Origin of the sequence: Rhodoferax saidenbachensis, from assembly GCF_001955715.1 — a bacterium.
Classification (GTDB): Bacteria; Pseudomonadota; Gammaproteobacteria; order Burkholderiales; family Burkholderiaceae_C; genus Allorhodoferax; species Allorhodoferax saidenbachensis.
Genome location: NZ_CP019239.1, coordinates 173,391 through 190,923, shown reverse-complemented (window position 1 = coordinate 190,923; position 17,533 = coordinate 173,391). Strand labels below are relative to the sequence as shown.

Genomic DNA, 17,533 nt, shown 5'->3' with positions numbered 1-17,533 from the left:
CTTGAAAATCAGCCTTGCTTGCGCCGGGTTTCAAAGACCCGTTGCAGCACGCAGAATACAAACAGCAGCGCGCCAATAACGATACGTGTCCACCAGGAGCTCAAGGACCCGTCGAACATGATCAGCGACTGGATGATGCCCAGCGTCAGCACGCCAAACAGCGTACCCGCCACATACCCCACACCGCCGCTGAGCAGCGTACCGCCGATCACCACGGCGGCAATCGCGTCCAGCTCCAGCCCCACGGCGTGCAGGCCGTAACCCGACAGCATGTAGAAGGTGAACACCACGCCGCCCAGCGCCGAGCAAAAGCCGCTCAGCGTGTAAACCAGCACCGTGGTGCGCGCCACCGGCAGGCCCATCAGTGTGGCCGAATGTTCACTGCCACCAATCGCATACACCGTGCGGCCGAACTCGGTGGAACGGGCAATGAAGATCGCGGCCACCAGCACCAACAAGGCCAGCACAGCGCTGAGCGACAGGAAGGCATCGCCCCACACGGGTATGCGCATTTGGGCCATGCCGGTGTAAGTCTCGTCGGTGATGCTGATGGAGTCGATGCTGATCAGGTAACACAGCCCGCGCGCCAGAAACATACCTGCCAGCGTGACGATAAAGGGCTGCAGCCGAAAGCGCTGGATCAGCCAGCCCATGAAGCCGCCAAATAGTGTGCCCATGAGCAGCACCAGCGGAATCGCGACCCACAAGCTCCAGTGCTGCTTTTCCACCAACGCGGCCAGCACCATGGTGGAGAGCGCCACCACCGAGCCCACCGACAGGTCAATACCTCCGGTCAGGATGACAAAGGTCATGCCCACCGCCACGATGACCAGGAAGGCGTTGTCGATCAGCAGGTTCAAAAAGGCCTGGGCCGAGAAGAAGCCGGTGTACGACACCGAGCCGAACACCACCATCGCCGCAAACAGCGACACCGTGGCGGCCAGTGGCATGTATTTGGGTTCCAGCTTCATGCCTGGCCTCCCTTATTGGCCGCTTGGGGGCGAACCACCCAACCGCGCACGGCCTGGCGGAAGTCGGCCGACTGCAGCAGCATGACCACAAACACCACGGCGGCTTTCACCACCAGGTTGATCTCGGGCGGCACGCCGATCGAATAGATGGTGGAGGTAAGCGTCTGGATGATCAGCGCGCCGATCAGGCTGCCAGCCAGGCTGAAGCGACCGCCGGTGAGCAGCGTGCCGCCCAGCGTGACCGCCAGAATCGCGTCCAGCTCCATCAGGTTGCCGGCGTTGTTGCCATCGGCGCTCTTCACGTTGGAGCTGATGATCAGTCCCGCAATGCCTGCGGTCAGACCGCAGAACGCATACACACACACGCTGATCAGCCGCTCCCGCACACCGGCCAGGCGCGCCGCAGCGGGGTTGATACCGATGGCCTGGATAAACAGGCCCAGCGCCGTGCGCGTGACCGCCAGGTGCACCAGCACATACACCGCCGCCGCAATAAACAGCGCAAACGGTAGGCCCCACAAAAAGCCGTTGCCAATGAAGAAATACGGCGCGTAATACACGGTGACGATTTGCCCGCCCGTGACCAGCTGCGCAATGCCGCGCCCGGCCACCATGAGGATCAGCGTGGCGATGATGGGCTGCAGGCCGATCTTGGCGACCAGCAGACCGTTCCACAGCCCGCAGGCCAGCGCGGCCAGCAGCGCGCAGCCAATCGCCAGCGGCATGGGAAAGCGGCTCACATGCGTGGGCACACCGTTGTTGATGACCAGTGTGCCGCCAATCATGAGTGCGGCCACTGAGGCACTGATGGCCACTACCGCACCCACCGAAATGTCGATACCGCGCGTGGCAATCACCAGCGTCATGCCCAGCGACACCAGCATCAGCGGCGCGGCACGGTTCAGGATGTCGATCAGGCTGCCATATAGGTGGCCGTCACGCCATTGCAGCACCCAGAAGCCGGGGTTCAGGCTGGCATTGACGGCCAGGATCAGCGCGAGTGTGGCCAACGGCCAGAACAGGGAGTGCGCCTGTGCGCGCTTCCACAGCGGAAGTTTTTTGGTGCTGCTCATGCTTGCCCCGCAATCATGGCGTAGACCGCATGGTCGGCACTGCCGCCGGGCAGCTCACCGACCTTGGCGCGGTCGCGCATCACCACGATGCGGTCGGAGACACGCACCACCTCTTCCATCTCGGACGAGATGAACAGCACAGCCATGCCATCGCGGGCCAGCGTCAAAATTTCGTTCATGATTTCCTGTTTCGCCGCGATGTCGATGCCGCGGGTCGGTTCGTCCAGTATCAGCAGGCAGGGCTTGGTGGCCAACCAGCGCGCCAGCACTGCCTTCTGCTGGTTGCCGCCCGAGAGTTGGCCCATGGGGGTGTCGATGCTGGCGGTCTTGATGCCCAGCGCCTTCACATAGTGCTCGGCCATGGCGACTTGTTGGGCCATGGAAATGAAAGGCCACAGGCCTTGGCGCGCCTGCAGCGCCAGTGCAATGTTTTCACGCACCGAAAGCTCGGCAATGATGCCCTCTGCCTTGCGGTCCTCGGGGCACAGGCCTAGGCCCAGCTTGATGGCCGTGGCGGGGGAATCCATGCGCACGGTATCGCCCTGTAGCGTCATGGCGCCCGCATCGCTGCGGTCCAGGCCAAATAACAAACGCGCCAGCTCGGTACGCCCCGAGCCCAGCAGGCCGCCCAAGCCCACCACTTCACCGCGGTGCAGCGTCAAGTCCATCGGCTTCACCTGCCCGCGCCGTGCCAAACCGGTCACGGTAAGCACCGCAGGGGCTTGCGCCGTCGCGTCGGCTTGCGCACTGGAAACGGGTGCCAGCCCTGCCACCATGTCGCGCCCGACCATGGCCGCAATCAGCGCACTGTGACCCAGCTCGGCTGCGGGGTATTCGCCCACCAGCTCACCATTGCGCAGCACGGTGATGCGGTCACACAGCGCGTAGACCTGGTCCAGAAAGTGGGTGACAAACAGAATCGCCAGCCCCTGGTCACGCAACTGGCGCAACACACCAAACAGGCGCTCCACCTCTTCATCGTCTAGGCTCGAAGTAGGCTCATCCAGGATCAATACTTTGGCCGAAATACTCAGGCCCCGGGCAATCGCCACCATCTGTTGCACCGCCACCGAGTAGCTGGAGAGTGTCTGCGTGACATCGATATCCAGATTGAGGCGTGCCAGCAGTGCAGCGGCCTCGGCATGCATGCGGGCCCAGTCGATGGCCCAGGCGCCGCGCGCGCCTTTGCGCGGGTAACGGCCGGCGAAAATATTCTCCGCCACCGACAAGTTGGCGCAGAGGTTGACCTCCTGGTACACGGTGCTGATACCCAGGTGCTGCGCATCCACGGGCGAGGCTGCGCGGATGCTGCGACCCAACAGGCGCATCTCGCCCTGGTCGGCCTGGTACACGCCAGTCAGCACCTTGATCAGCGTGGATTTGCCCGCGCCGTTTTGGCCCATCAGGGCATGCACTTCGCCGGCAAACAGGCGCAGGTCCACGCCGCGCAGGGCCTGGACACTGCCAAAGTGCTTGGCCACACCGGAGAGCTCCAGCACCGGTTGGGCCTGTGGTTGTTGGGTCATTGTTCTTGTGCCTCATACAAGACAAGCCGCAAAGCGGCTTGTCTTTCCATCTGTCCGCAGCCTGCGCTGCGGACCCACGCTATACCGACATCACGATATCAGTACTTGCGGTTCGGGAACTCCTTGGCGGCCACTTCCATCGGGAAGATGCCTTCTTGCGTCACGATGCGGCGTGGCAGGGTTTTGCCAGCGACCAGATCCTTGACGGCAGCCATGAGCTGGGGTCCGAGCAGTGGGCTGCACTCGACGGACACGTCCATCTTGCCAGCGATCATGGCTTCAAACGCACCCTTCACGGCATCCACCGAGATGATGGTGATGTCCTTGACGGGTTTCAGGCCGGCTTCTTCGATGGCCTGGATCGCGCCGATGGCCATGTCGTCGTTGTGTGCGTAGAGCACATTGATCTTCTTGCCTTCGGCCTTCAGGAAGGCTTCCATGACTTCCTTGCCCTTGGCACGGGTGAAGTCACCGGTTTGCGAGCGAATGATCTTGATGCGGGGCTCGGACTTGATGATTTCCTCAAAGCCCTTCTTGCGGTCGATAGCGGGGCCGGAACCCACAGTGCCTTGCAGTTCCACCACGTTCACATCACCCTTGGTGTTCTTCACTTTTTCCAGCAACCAGCGGCCCGCCTTGCGGCCTTCTTCGGTGAAGTCAGAGCCCATGAAGGTCACGTACAACGAAGTGTCCTTGGAGTCCACCGAACGGTCGGTCAGGATCACGGGGATCTTGGCAGCCTTGATTTCTTTCAGCACGGTGTCCCAACCGGATTCGACTACGGGGGCGAAAGCAATCACGTCCACCTTTTGCGCGATGAAGGAACGCAGGGCCTTGATCTGGTTTTCCTGCTTTTGCTGCGCATCGGAGAACTTCAGGTCGATGCCTTCCTTGGCAGCGGTTTCCTTGATGGAGTTGGTGTTGGCGGTGCGCCATTCGCTTTCGGCACCGATCTGGCTGAAGCCCAGCACAATTTTCTTCTGGGCCATGGCACTCATGGGCAGCGCTACCGCGAAGGAAGCGGCAACCATAGTGGCAATCAGGGTACGTCGTTTCTGTGTCATCAAAGTCTCCTCGTGTATGTAGTTAAAAACGGGATCAATCTTCGAAGGGATGTTGCCCGTGTCCAGCACCCCCAACTTAAGCACTGCAAGTCCGTGGTCGCACGGTGTTGCCGTAGAGAAGTTGGGCGGATGATACGGAGGTAACGTATATCTATCCAATAGATATTTCAGGCCCATCGATATGGGAAACGGGATTCAGGAAAACCCTTGTACTTCTCTCCTGAAGGGCGCAAAAAATTGGCCGAATTCACTCGTTTATTCATTGCAGTTTACGTATGTGATATGCCATTTATTTGATTTTCTTTTATCGCAGCGGATTGCTAGCATGCGCCAGTCCCACCCCACACACCACAGGCTGCACCGATGTCCGCGAACAATCCCCACCCCATCCACTGGCTGCAACACGCGGGGCAGCGGCTGGGGCTGGTGCCCAGTCTGGGCGGCGGTGTCGCCGCCTGGCAACTCGAACGCGCGCAGGGTGCGCTGGACCTGTGGCGCCCCTGGGACGGCCGCAACCCGGACCGTTATTCGCTGGCCTCGTTTGCCATGGTGCCATGGTCCAACCGTATTAGCCAGGGTGGGTTTACCCAGGGCGACGTGTTCCACCGCATGCGGGTCAACCGCATCGGCGAGCCCTACCCCATCCATGGCGACGGCTGGCTGCAGGCCTGGAAGCTGGAGCAGCCCGCGGCGAACACACTGGAGATGACGTTGCACTCCCAGCAGTTCGAAGGCAACCCGTATGCCTACCGCGCACTGCAGCGATTTGTGCTGCGCAAAGGTGGCATGGACCAAACCCTGAGCGTCACCCACACCGGCGCGCAACCACTGCCCTACGGCCTGGGCCAACACCCCTGGTTTTTACGCACGCCGGCCACGCGCCTGCATGCGCCAGTGCAAGGGGTATGGCTCAGCGGTGTAGACCCGCTGCCAGTGGCCCACACCACCGCGTTTCCGCCCAGTTGGGACCCGTGTGACGGGCTGAATGTGAACGGCACGCTGGTAGACAACGCCTACACCGGCTGGTCCGGCGCGGCGCGCATCACCTGGCCCGAACACCAGCTGCAACTGGAGATGCGGGTACCCGAGATTGAAGCGCGCAAACAGAACGACGGCTTTTGCCTGCTCTACCGCCCGGCGCAAGGCCCGGCGTTTTGTTTTGAGCCCATCACCCACCCGATCGATGCGTTCCATGTGGACGGCCAGCCGGGCCTGCGGGTGCTGCAAACCGGTGAAACACTCACGTTGCACACGGAGTGGCGTTTCTCCAATTTGCCCTAAAGCGCTCTGCTTTTGATAGCTGCTTGCGCAGATTCCATCAGGACTAACGGGCGTTTAGACCATCAAAACAGGTGGACATCACGAGTTCGATGATTTGCGCATCGTTGTGTTGTCCGCCCATCTTGAGGAACTCCAGCACCGGGTCGCAAGCGCGTGCGTACAGGGTGTAGAGCACGGCGATGGCGGGCAACTGCGGGTTGAGCGCGCCGTGCGCCTGCGCGGCTTCGATCCACGCGCCCAGATGGTCACTGACCTCCATCAGACCGTCCATATAGTCCCGGTTGGCGATCAGGGTGGCGCGCAGCGTGGAGTTCTGGCTCGGCAGCGAAGGCATCTCGCCAGCCAGCTTGAGCTCCATGGTCCAGCGCACCACGGTGCGCAGCTTTTCCAGCGGCGTGGCGTCTGCAGGCAGGGCCTTGATGTAGTCCTGCGCCCGGCGCATCACGCCCACCATGGCGGCAGCGGCCAAGTCTTCCTTGCTCGGGAAATGTTTGTACAGGCTGGCCTTGGCAATGCCCACGTCGGCGGCGACTTCGTCCACCGTCATGGCCTCAAAGCCCTTCTCGGCGAGCAGGCGATTCACGGTGCGGATGATGGCGTCTTCACGCGCCTGGAGCATTTGCTCCTTGAAGGACACTTTGACCACGTTGCTGGATTTCATGCCCACAGTTTAGCCATTGGCGTCGAAATGTGGAGTGTGGGGTTAATTTATGACCGTGCAGTTTTCTTGGCAGTCGACCGTGCGGCTGGTTTGGCGGACTTGCCCGGCTTCAGTGCCAGTGCCGACGCGGCGGCCCCGGCCAGCGCGGCGGTCAACCTGTCAATCACGGCCGAATCCAGGTTCCAGCAGTGCCAATACAGGTCGACCGGCAGCGTCACGCCGGGCGCCAGGTTGACCAGCGCGTCGCTGGCCAGCAGCGCACGCACCTGCAGCTCCGGCACCACCGTGGCGCCCCAGCCGTCCAGCGCAGCGCGCACCTGGCCTTCCGAGCTGGGTACAAAACGCTGGCTCAGCTTGACGCGGCGCAGGCCGCAGGCACGGCTGACAAACTCGGTCTGCAAATCGTCCTTGCGGTTGAAGGCGATGAACGGGATGTCACGGAAGTTGTGTGGCGTGAGGCCCTGCGGGCAATGCGTCGCTGCGTAATTCGCGCTGGCTACGGCGACATACTGCATGGCCCCCAGCGGCAGCACCTTGCAGCCGCGCAGCGCCTGTTTGAGCGTGGTCACACAGCCCAGCACCTGGCCTTCGCGCAGCCATTCATGGGTGAAGTCCTGGTCGTCGGTGATGATCTCCAGCGGCAGCCCGGCGGTGACCAGCGGGCCCAGCGCGGGCAGCGCCCAGGTGGCGATGCTATCGGCGTTGATGGCGATCGAAACACGGTCTTCCTCGCGCGCCGCGCCCATGCCTGGCGTCAGGTCCTGCAAATCGGTGTCCAGATCGGCGCGCAGCAGGCGCATATGCAGCGCATGGCGTATCAGCAGGCGCCCTGCCGCCGTGGGTTTGAGCGGGCGGCTGCGCACCAGCAGCACCGTGCCCACCTGGGCCTCCAACGCGCGCAGGCGCTGGGAGACAGCCGACTGGGTGATGGACAGACGCACTGCAGCGCGCTCAAAGCCGCCCTCCTCCACAATGGCCGCCAGGCACTCCAGGGCATCTGTATCAAAGTTGCGCATCGCTTTAAACATCCTTTATCAGCAGGGGGCAGAGCTGAAGATCTGACCCGCAGAATTATTAGCAATGCTAATGTTTTCGCAAACCCGGTGATTTTGCTTTTAGTTCAGGCAGCTTTGTCGGACACTCCAAAGATGAAAATTACTGTTCTTGGTGCAGGCATTATTGGCGTGAGCACCGCGTGGCACCTGGCCGAGCGCGGGCACGAGGTGACCGTGGTCGACCGCCAGGCCGACGCCGCCCTGGAAACCAGCTTTGCCAACGCGGCGCAGATTTCAGTGAGCTACTGCGAGCCTTGGGCCAACAAGGAAGCCCCGTGGAAAGCCCTCAAATGGATGTTCAGCAAGGAAGCTCCGCTGCTGTTCCGGCCGCAATTCCCTATCGGCGAAGGCTGGCACCAGTACCGCTGGGGCCTGGAGTTTTTGGCCAACTGCAATGACGCTGCATTCGAGCGCAATGTGCAGCAGCTCGTGGCGCTGGGCTCCTACAGCCACGCCGCGCTCAAGGACGTGGTGAATACAACAGGCATTGAATACAACCGCCTCGAAAAAGGCATTGCCCACTACTATGTGGACCAGGAATCCTTTGACGGCGCTGCGGGTGCCGCGGCGCTGATGATCAAATACGGCGTGAACCGCCGCGTGGTCAGCAAACAAGAACTGCTGCAGATCGAACCGGCCTTCAAGCAGTTTGCCGACCACATCGTGGGCGGTACCTACACCGCCAGCGACGAGAGCGGTGACGCGCGCGTCTTCACGCAGGAACTGGCCAAACGCTGCGCTGAGCGTGGCGTGCAGTTCCTCTGGCAACACGACGTGATGGCGCTCAACCAGCAGAACCACCAGTTGCAGTCCGTCACCGTGCGTGACCAGGTCACCGGCAAGACCACCGATCTGCAAAGCGATCAGTTTGTGCTGTCCATGGGTTCCTACACCGCGCCGCTGCTGCGCACCGTGGGCGTGAACCTGCCGATCTACCCCGGCAAGGGCTACAGCGCGACTTTCAAGATCCTCAAGCCTGAACTCGCGCCGCAAGTCAGCTTCATCGACGACTCCGTCAAGTGCGCCATGAGCCGTCTGGGCGACGAGCTGCGTATTGCCGGCACCATCGAAGTGGGCGGCTACGACACCGGGCTGGACAGTGCGCTCAGCCAGGCGCGCTGCCACATGCTCGCGCGCCGCGTGGAGACCGTGTTCCCCGGCGTGTGCGACACCCGTCTGGAATCCGAAGGTGGCAACCCGCGCTTCTGGACTGGCCTGCGCCCCGCCACACCAACGAACATTCCCTACATCGGCAAGACCAAGGTGCAAAAACTCTGGGTCAACGCCGGCCACGGCACGCTGGGCTGGACGCACGGCGCGGGGTCCGGCAAGGCCATTGCCGAACTGATCCACGGCAACCGGCCAGAGATGAACTTCAAGTTCTACGGCATGTAAGCGTGCTGGCCGCGCGGCTTAAGCGAGGCCCAGCAAGCGCACTGCGTTGCCCTTGAGGATGCCAGGCATCACCTCGGGCTTGAAGCCGGCTTCCTCGAAGTCCTTCATCCAGCGCTCGGGTGTGATCAGCGGGTAGTCCGAGCCGAACAACACGCGGTCTTTCAGCAGCGTATTGGCGTACTGCACCAACTGCTTGGGAAAGTACTTGGGACTCCAGCCTGACAGGTCGATCCAGACATTCGGTTTGTGCGTGGCCACGGAGAGCGCTTCGTCCTGCCAGGGAAAGCTGGGGTGCGCCATGACGATCTGCATGTCAGGAAAGCTGATGGCCACATCGTCCAGGTGCATGGGGTTGCTGTACTCCAAACGCAAACCACCGCCGCAGCGCATGCCACTGCCAATGCCACTGTGGCCGGTGTGGAAGATGGCCGGTAGTTTGTACTCCGCAATCACTTCGTAAATTGGCCAGGCCATCTTGTCGTACGGGTAGTAGCCCTGCACCGTGGGATGGAACTTGAAGCCCTTGATGCCGTGTTCCTCAATCAGGCGGCGTGCCTCCCGCGCACCCATCTTTCCCTTGTGCGGATCGATGCTGGCGAAGGCGATCATCATGTCGCTGTTGGCCTTGGCCGCGTCAGCGATTTCCTCGTTCGGGATGCGGCGGCGCCCCAGTTGCGACTCGCTGTCCACCGTGAACATCACCAGACCCAGCTTGCGCTCGCGGTAGTAGGCAATGGTCTCCGCAATGGTCGGACGCTGGCTGGAACGGAAGTACTTGTCCGCCGCGCGGTCGTACTCCTCACCGTAGTTGTCAAACGGGTTCCGGCAACTGACTTCAGCGTGCGTGTGGATATCAATGGCGACGAGGTTTTTGTGGTCCATGACGGCATCCTTGCAGCAGATGCCGTGTTGGCACCCTAGGGAAAACGCTAGTAAAAGCGAGCGTTTAGCGCTTGATATGGTTATATTTTATAACCATAATCAATTCCAGAAAGAAACGCAACATGAAGAACCCCGACCTCCATTTCGAACGCCGCGGCGAGCAACAGGAAGTAGCCGTCATCCGGTTGACGCGCCCTGCCAAGCGCAATGCGCTCAACGACGGACTCGTCCTCGCCCTGCGTGACCTGTTTGACAACATGCCCGAAGGCGTACGCGCTGCGGTCCTCACCGGCGAGGGCGATCACTTCTGCTCCGGCCTGGACCTCAGCGAGCTCAAAGAGCGTGACGCAGGCCAGGGCCTGTACCACTCCCGCATGTGGCATAGCGCGCTGGAACGCGTGCAGTACGGCCCGGTGCCCGTAATCGCTGCCCTGCATGGTGCCGTGGTGGGCGGCGGCCTGGAGCTGGCCAGCGCCTGCCACATTCGTGTGGCCGACGAGTCCACTTTTTATGCGCTGCCCGAAGGCTCGCGCGGCATCTTCGTCGGAGGCGGCGGGGCGGTGCGCATTCCGCGCCTGATCGGTGCGGCGCGCATGAGCGACATGATGTTGACCGGCCGCGTCTACAACGCCGTTGACGGTGAAAAAGTCGGCTTCGCGCAGTACCTCGTCCCACAAGGCACGGCCTTTGACAAGGCGTTGGAACTGGCCGTACGCGTGGCACAAAACGCCCCGCTGACCAACTATGCACTGATCCATGCCCTGCCACGCATTGCCGAACAACCGGCCGACCAGGGTTTCCTGACCGAAGCCATGATGGCCGCCATCGCCCAAAGCGCCCCTGAAGCCAAACAGCGCGTACGCGCCTTCCTAGACGGCAAGGCCGCCAAGGTCAGCAAAGGCTGATCCCCGCCACCGCAAACAAAAAGAAAACCCATGAGCGAGACATCCACCACCCCGCGTTACCGACCGGTGCCCTTTGGGGTCACCCGCGTCTCGGTACGCGAAGGCACGCCTGGCACGCACTACGTGCAAGCCGATTTACCCCTGGGCGCCTATGCCCGGCGCCTCAGCGACTTTCTGGTGCACTGGGCAGAAGCGGAACCCGATCGCAGCTTCATGGCCCGCCGCGCGCAACTCGGCGAAGGCCGTACGGGTGACTGGCAGCACATCAGCTACGCGCAGGCACTGGACAGCGCGCGCCGCATCGGCCAGGCCCTGCTGGACCGACAACTGAACGCCGAACGCCCTGTGGTGATCCTCAGCGAAAACACGCTCGAACATGCATTGCTCGCATTGGGTTGCATCTACGCCGGCATTCCGTACTGCCCGGTCTCCCCGGCCTATGCCACGGTCAGCCAGGACTACGACAAGCTGCGCCATGTCTTGACCACGCTGACACCCGGCATGGTGTTCGCGGCCGACGGTGCGCGCTACGGACGCGCCATCCAGGCCACCGTGGGTGCGGACGTGGAAGTGGTGTTGGCACAAGGTGCCATCGAAGGCCGCCAGACCACGGCGTTTGATCTGCTGCGCAACACCGTTGCCAGTGCGGCGGTGGATGCTGCCATGCATGCGGTACGTCCCGACACCATTGCCAAATTCCTGTTCACCTCGGGCTCGACCAAGATGCCCAAGCCGGTGATCAACACCCACCGCATGTGGTGTGCCAATTTGCAGCAAATCACGCTGTCCCTGCCCGTGCTGGCAGAGGCGCCCCCCATCTTTGTGGACTGGCTGCCATGGAACCATACCTTTGGTGGTAACCACAATGTAGGGCTGACCCTGCAGCACGGCGGCACGCTTTACATCGACGATGGCAAGCCCACCGCTGCACTGGTCGGTGAGACCCTGCGCAACCTGCGCGAGATTGCCCCCACGCTGTACTTCAACGTACCCACCGGGTTCGAAATGATCGCCCAGGCGATGCAGACCGACGCCGCATTGCGCCGCAACCTGTTGTCGCGCGTGCGCATGTTCTTCTATTCGGGTGCGGGACTCGCGCAACCCGTTTGGGACAGCCTGCACCAGACCGCCGAGTCCGAGGTGGGCGAACGCATCGTCATGGCCACAGGGCTGGGCATGACCGAGTCCGCCCCTTCGGCCATGTTTGTCAACAGCCCGAATGTCAAAGCTGGCGACATCGGTGTGCCGGTGCCGGGCATGACGCTCAAGCTGGTGCAGGTGGACAACAAAATCGAGGTCCGCTACAAAGGCCCCAATGTGACGCCCGGTTACTGGCGCTCCGAACAGGCCACACGCGACACGTTCGACGAGGAAGGGTATTTGTGCACCGGCGATGCCGTGCAATGGATAAACCCCGACGACCTGCACCGCGGCCTCAAATTCGATGGCCGCATCGCCGAAGACTTCAAGCTGTCTACCGGCACCTTCGTCAGCGTGGGGCCGATGCGTGCCAAGCTCATCGTCACCGGAGCCCCCTACGTGCAGGACGTGGTGCTCACGGGCCTGAACATGAAAGAAGTCGGCGCGCTGATCTTTCCCTCGCCCGCTTGCCGCGCCGTCAGTGGCCTGCCAGCCGACGCGCCCTGGGCGGACGTGCTGGCCAGTGCCCCCGTGCGTGATCGGCTCCAGGCGGTGCTCAACGAACTGGCCCGCCAGGCGACTGGCAGCGCCAACCGCATCGCGCGCGCGCTGCTGCTCGCCGAGCCGCCCTCCATCGACAAGGGTGAGGTCACCGACAAGGGTTCGATCAACCAGCGCGCCGTGCTCAAGCACCGCGATGCACTGGTACAGGCCCTGCACGACGGCAGCGCACCCGGTATCCTGCAGCCCCAGCCCTGAGGACATACAACATGAAGATCGAAGGACAAGCAGCATTGGTCACCGGCGGCGCCTCGGGCCTGGGTGAGGCCACGGCACGCGAACTGGCACGCCTGGGCGCCAAGGTCGCCGTGCTGGATGTGAACGCCGCACTGGCCGCCAAAGTGGCTGCCGACATCGGCGCGCAATACGGTAACGGCTGCGCCGTGGCATGCGTCTGTGACATCACGAACACCGAAAGCGTCTCCGCCGCACTGGCGCAGGCCGCAGCCGCCCATGGCCCCGCGCGCATTTTGATGAACATTGCCGGCATCGGCAGCGCCAAACGCATCGTCGGCAAAGACGGCAACCCCGCGCCGCTGGAAGACTTTGCGCGCGTGATCAAAGTCAACCTGATCGGCAGCTACAACATCAGCCGCCTCTTCGCGGCCCAGTGCGTGAAGCTGCCACCTTTGGAAGACGGCGCGCGTGGCGTGATGATGTTCACGGCGTCGGTCGCCGCCTTCGACGGCCAGGTCGGCCAGCAGGCCTACAGCGCCTCCAAGGGGGGCCTGGTCGGCATGACCCTGCCCATGGCGCGCGACCTGGCGCAGCACGGCATCCGCGTCTGCACCGTGGCGCCCGGCCTGTTCGCCACGCCGCTGATGAAAGAACTGCCTGAGGCCGTGCAGCAGTCGCTGGCCGCCTCCATCCCCTTCCCGCCACGCCTGGGCCACCCTGAAGAGTTCGCCCAACTGGCCTGCCATATCGTCACCAACGGCCACCTCAACGGAGAGGTGATCCGTCTCGATGGTGCGCTGCGCATGGCGCCGCGCTGACCCCGTTCCCGACCCACGATCTATTACAAGGAGACAAGTACCATGCAACGCCGTCAACTCATCCAAGCCGCCGCCAGCGCCACCGCCCTCGGGGCACTGGCCCCTTTTTCAGCCATCGCCCAGGCGGTGGACCAAGTCAAGATCTTCTACGGCTTCCCGGCCGGCAGCGCTGGTGACAGCGTGGCGCGTCGCGTCGCCGAGAAACTCGCCGGCACACCGTACAGCAAGATCTCCGGTTTCGTGGAAAACAAACCAGGCGCCGGCGGCCGCATCGCCATCGAAACGCTGAAGAACTCGCCCGCCGACGGCTCGGTCCTGGCCCTGGCGCCCGTATCGGCCCTGGCCGTCTACCCCTACATCTACCCCAACCTGACCTACAAGCCGGAAGACGTGACCCAAGTGTCCATCGGCGCCATCATGTTCCACGGCCTGGCCGTCGGTCCGGCCGTGCCCGCTGAAGTCAAGACGCTGAAGGACTTCCTCGCCTGGGCCAAGGCCAACCCCACACAGGCCAACTACGGCACGCCGGGCGCGGGCTCCATGCCCCACCTGCTGGGTGCGCTGCTGGGCCTGCGTGCCGGCGTGGAACTCAAGCAAGTCCCCTACCGCGGCACGGTGCCCAGCATCACCGACCTGGTCGGTGGCCAGATCGCCGCTGCGATGAACCCGAGCGGCGACTACCTGCAACACATGAAGACCGGCAAGGTGCGCGTACTGGCCACCTCGGGCCGCAAGCGCTCGCCCTACCTGCCTGATGTCCCCACCTTCACGGAACTGGGCTACCCAGACGTGACCTCGGAAGAATGGTTCGGCTTCTACGCGCCCGCCAAGACACCGGCCGCCACCATTGCCACAGCCAACGCCGCCATCACGGCAGCGCTGAAAGACAAGACGGTCATCGATGCGCTCGCCATCGTCGGCCTGGTCGCCCGCGGCAGCACACCGCAGGAAATGGCCGCAGACCAAAAGGCCGAGTACGAACGCTGGGGGCCTCTGGTCAAGCAGATCGGCTTCACCGCCGAATCCTGATGGGAAAAAGGGCCGCAGATTTGCGGCCCTTTATGATCGGCCATGGCCACCCGCAAGCCCTCTCCCGACCCCAGCGTCGAACAGATAGACACCGGCTTCCTGGACAGCCTGGTGGGTTACAACGCCCGGCGCGCGACGCTGGTCATTGTCGACGCTTTTTTGCGCAACATGGCGGTTTACGGCCTGCGGCCGGTCGACTTTTCCGTGCTCTCGCTGATCGGGCACAACCCCGGCATCACCTCGCGCCAACTCTGTGCGACCCTGAACCTGCAGCCGCCCAACCTGGTCGGCATGGTGAACCAGTTGCAGACCCGTGAACTGATCCTGCGCCGGCCCCATCCGCACGATGGCCGCGCCATGGGCCTGCACCTGACGCCCGCTGGTAAAAAAATGATGAAACAGGCCGAGGTCACTGCGTTCGAGCTGGAAGAAACAGCCACGGCCCGGCTCAGTGTGGCGGAACGCAAGACGCTGATGCAGTTGCTGCGGAAGATTTATGTCTGACGTTCAGACGCTTGCATGCGCCTGCGCCAGACACTCCTGAAACGCCCGTGTCGCCCGGCTGGCTTGGGGTGATTTGCGCGTGATGGCAAAAAACTGGCAGGCGTAGTTCAGCAGATCGGGCCGCACGGCCTGCATGAGGCCGCGGCGCACAAAGCTCTCGGCGTAGTGGTCAGGCAGAAAGCCCAGAAATTGGCCTGACAGGATCAACGTGGCAATCGACTCCTGGTCAAACCCTGTGGCGCGGCGCGGCAGGCGCATGCGCTGGCTCAACTCCATATTGGGTGAGTGGTAGCCCAGCCCGGCAAATTCGTGTTTGGGCAAGGTGTCCCAGTTCAGCGCGCTGTGGTCGGCATTCCACAACACGTGGCGTGTGCCGCAGTAAAGCAGCATGGCTTCGTCAAACAGCGGTGTGTAATCCAGCACGTCGGAGCTGCGGTGGCCGGGGATGATGCCCACATGGAACTGGCCGTCGAGCACGCCGCGCTCAATCGCTGTGAGCGTGGCCACGTGCAGGTTCAATCCCACATCCGGTGCTTCCACATGAAAGTGCGCAATGGCTTCTGCAATGTGGCTGGCCGGGTTGCTGGCAGTTTTGTCGAACACCGCCACCTGCAGTTGCCCGCCCATGCGCTGGTGGATTTCGTCCACGCTGTTGCGGAAAGCGTCGGTGGCGGCCAGCAAAGCGGTGGTCTGGGCGTAGATCTTTTCGCCCTCGGGCGTGAGCGCAAAACCGGCCCGTCCACGCCGACACAGCGTCAGCCCCAGCCGGGTTTCCAGATCCTTGATGTGGCGGCTGACGGTGGACGTGCCTATATTGAGTTCCAGCTCCGCCGCCGCCATGCCCCCGCAATCGACCACCGCCTTGAACACGCGCAACAGGCGCAGGTCCATGTCGCTGATCTGGCCTAAGACCGCCCTAGCTTTCGTGGGGGAGGTTACTTTCATAAATTGCGAAGTAAATAGTGATATTTGTAACTTTATAAGAGTAACAGAGCCACCCACAATGCACCATCGCCCGACCAGGCTTACCCATCCCACCCACTGGAGTTCCCCATGAAGCTCAACGACACCAGCAGCCCCGCCATTGGTGAAGCCGTCACCAGCGCATCCACCTTCCCCATGAGCCGCGAATGGATGGAGTCGCACTGGATGGCCTTCACCGGCAACCGCGATTTCAAGGCCAATCCGCGCATGATGGTGAGCGCCCAGGGCGCCTACTTCACCGACTCCAACGGCAAGAAGATTTTTGATGGCCTCTCCGGTCTGTGGTGCGCGGGCCTGGGCCATGGCCGCCGCGAGATCACCGAGGCGGTGAGCAAGCAGATGGCGACGATGGACTACTCGCCTGCCTTCCAGTTCGGCCACCCGCTGTCGTTTGAGCTGGCCAACAAGATTGTGGAGCTCACCCCCGATGGCCTGGACTATGTGTTCTACACCGGCTCCGGCTCCGAGTCGGCCGACACCGCGCTCAAGATGGCCCGCGCCTACTGGCGTGCCAAGGGCATGGGCAGCAAAACCCGCCTGATCGGCCGCGAGAAGGGTTACCACGGCGTGAACTACGGCGGCATTTCGGTGGGCGGCCTGCCGGCCAACCGCAAGACGTTCGGTCAGGGCATTGAGGCCGACCACCTGGCCCACACCCAGCTCGCAAGCAACGCCTTCAGCAAGGGCCTGCCCGAAAAAGGCGGTGACATGGCGGACGAGCTGCTGCGCCTGATCGCGCTGCACGACGCGTCCAACATTGCCGCCGTCATCGTCGAGCCCATGTCCGGCTCGGCCGGCATTGTGGTGCCACCCGTGGGCTACCTGCAGCGCCTGCGCGAGATCTGCACGCAGAACAACATCCTGCTGATTTTTGATGAGGTCATCACCGGCTTTGGCCGCCTGGGTGCCTACACCGGCGCGGCCTACTTTGGCGTGGTGCCGGACATCCTGAACGCGGCCAAGCAGATCACCAACGGCGCGCAGCCTTTGGGCGTGACGGTGGCCAAGAAAGAGATTTACGACACCTTCATCAACCAGGGCGGGCCGGACTACATGCTGGAATTCCCCCACGGCTACACCTACTCGGCCCACCCGGTGGCCTGCGCGGCCGGCATTGCGGCACTGGACCTGCTGGTCAAGGAAAACATGATCGAGCGTGTGAACGCACTGGCACCCTACTTTGAGAAAGCCGTGCACAGCCTGCGTGGCGCCAAGCACATCACCGACATCCGCAACCTCGGCTTGTCGGCCGGTTTCACCCTGGCCGCGGTGCCCGGTGAACCCGCCAAGCGCCCCTATGAGGTGGCCATGCGCTGCCTGGACAAGGGCTTCTACGTGCGCTACGCGGGCGACTGCATTGCGCTGGCGCCGCCCTTCATCACCACCGAGGCCGAGATCGACAGCCTGGTCAACGCGCTGGGTGAGGCGATCAACGAGACGGCGTAAGCCGGTTTCACCGCATCGCCATTTACTATTAATTTCATAGCTGCCAGCGCACATTCCATGT

General features: G+C 62.7%; 16 protein-coding genes. 8 read left to right on the top strand and 8 right to left on the bottom strand.

Annotated elements, in window-relative coordinates; genetic code table 11:
- Positions 1-8: 8 nt before the first annotated feature.
- From yjfF to RS694_RS00955, 4 genes are all read right to left on the bottom strand, one after another.
- Positions 9-971, bottom strand: coding sequence for a galactofuranose ABC transporter, permease protein YjfF (yjfF, locus tag RS694_RS00970; protein WP_051391901.1), 963 nt, complete (start codon positions 969-971; stop codon positions 9-11).
- Complete coding sequence (locus RS694_RS00965; protein ID WP_029707956.1) at positions 968-2,044, bottom strand: ABC transporter permease; 1,077 nt, start codon at positions 2,042-2,044, stop codon at positions 968-970. The genes yjfF and RS694_RS00965 overlap by 4 nt, the downstream gene beginning before the upstream one ends.
- Positions 2,041-3,570, bottom strand: coding sequence for a sugar ABC transporter ATP-binding protein (locus RS694_RS00960; RefSeq protein ID WP_029707958.1), 1,530 nt, complete (start codon positions 3,568-3,570; stop codon positions 2,041-2,043). Before RS694_RS00960 ends, RS694_RS00965 begins: the two co-directional genes overlap by 4 nt.
- A gap of 98 nt (positions 3,571-3,668) precedes the next feature.
- On the bottom strand, positions 3,669-4,634 hold the full coding sequence (locus RS694_RS00955) for an ABC transporter substrate-binding protein (protein WP_029707959.1): 966 nt from the start codon (positions 4,632-4,634) through the stop codon (positions 3,669-3,671).
- A 363-nt stretch (positions 4,635-4,997) separates the two neighbouring features.
- On the opposite strand from RS694_RS00955, the gene RS694_RS00950 reads away from it, so the two are divergent.
- On the top strand, positions 4,998-5,915 hold the full coding sequence (locus tag RS694_RS00950; RefSeq protein WP_029707960.1) for an aldose 1-epimerase: 918 nt from the start codon (positions 4,998-5,000) through the stop codon (positions 5,913-5,915).
- A 43-nt stretch (positions 5,916-5,958) separates the two neighbouring features.
- Here the strand turns inward: RS694_RS00950 and RS694_RS00945 are convergent, their stop codons facing one another.
- Both RS694_RS00945 and RS694_RS00940 read right to left on the bottom strand, forming a co-directional pair.
- Positions 5,959-6,576 (bottom strand): TetR/AcrR family transcriptional regulator, encoded by a 618-nt coding sequence (locus RS694_RS00945; protein ID WP_029707963.1) that lies wholly within the window; start codon positions 6,574-6,576, stop codon positions 5,959-5,961.
- Between the two features lie 47 nt (positions 6,577-6,623).
- On the bottom strand, positions 6,624-7,592 hold the full coding sequence (locus RS694_RS00940; RefSeq protein ID WP_051391902.1) for a LysR family transcriptional regulator ArgP: 969 nt from the start codon (positions 7,590-7,592) through the stop codon (positions 6,624-6,626).
- Between the two features lie 132 nt (positions 7,593-7,724).
- Between RS694_RS00940 and RS694_RS00935 the strand changes: the two genes are divergently transcribed.
- Positions 7,725-9,026, top strand: a complete 1,302-nt coding sequence (locus tag RS694_RS00935; RefSeq protein ID WP_076069222.1) for a D-amino acid dehydrogenase — start codon at positions 7,725-7,727, stop codon at positions 9,024-9,026.
- Between the two features lie 18 nt (positions 9,027-9,044).
- On the opposite strand, the gene RS694_RS00930 is transcribed toward RS694_RS00935, so the two are convergent.
- Entirely contained in the window at positions 9,045-9,908 is an 864-nt protein-coding gene (locus RS694_RS00930) for an amidohydrolase family protein (RefSeq protein ID WP_029707966.1), read from the bottom strand.
- 122 nt (positions 9,909-10,030) lie between these two features.
- On the opposite strand from RS694_RS00930, the gene RS694_RS00925 reads away from it, so the two are divergent.
- From RS694_RS00925 to RS694_RS00905, 5 genes are read left to right on the top strand one after another with little or no spacing between them, the layout of a single operon-like run.
- Entirely contained in the window at positions 10,031-10,813 is a 783-nt protein-coding gene (locus RS694_RS00925) for a crotonase/enoyl-CoA hydratase family protein (RefSeq protein WP_029707967.1), read from the top strand.
- A gap of 30 nt (positions 10,814-10,843) precedes the next feature.
- Positions 10,844-12,712 (top strand): feruloyl-CoA synthase, encoded by a 1,869-nt coding sequence (locus tag RS694_RS00920; RefSeq protein ID WP_029707968.1) that lies wholly within the window; start codon positions 10,844-10,846, stop codon positions 12,710-12,712.
- A gap of 11 nt (positions 12,713-12,723) precedes the next feature.
- A complete protein-coding gene (locus tag RS694_RS00915; protein ID WP_029707969.1) occupies positions 12,724-13,509 on the top strand; it encodes an SDR family NAD(P)-dependent oxidoreductase in 786 nt (261 codons plus the stop codon).
- A gap of 42 nt (positions 13,510-13,551) precedes the next feature.
- The gene (locus RS694_RS00910; protein WP_029707970.1) at positions 13,552-14,538 is read left to right on the top strand and encodes a tripartite tricarboxylate transporter substrate-binding protein; all 987 of its coding nucleotides are present in this window, start codon (positions 13,552-13,554) and stop codon (positions 14,536-14,538) included.
- 42 nt (positions 14,539-14,580) lie between these two features.
- A complete protein-coding gene (locus tag RS694_RS00905) occupies positions 14,581-15,042 on the top strand; it encodes a MarR family winged helix-turn-helix transcriptional regulator (protein ID WP_029707971.1) in 462 nt (153 codons plus the stop codon).
- Between the two features lie 3 nt (positions 15,043-15,045).
- Here the strand turns inward: RS694_RS00905 and RS694_RS00900 are convergent, their stop codons facing one another.
- The gene (locus tag RS694_RS00900; RefSeq protein WP_029707972.1) at positions 15,046-15,987 is read right to left on the bottom strand and encodes a LysR family transcriptional regulator; all 942 of its coding nucleotides are present in this window, start codon (positions 15,985-15,987) and stop codon (positions 15,046-15,048) included.
- Between the two features lie 108 nt (positions 15,988-16,095).
- Here RS694_RS00900 and aptA point away from each other — a divergent pair, with 108 nt between their 5' ends.
- Positions 16,096-17,472, top strand: coding sequence for an omega-aminotransferase AptA (aptA, locus tag RS694_RS00895; protein ID WP_029707973.1), 1,377 nt, complete (start codon positions 16,096-16,098; stop codon positions 17,470-17,472).
- The last annotated feature ends 61 nt before the right edge of the window (positions 17,473-17,533 follow it).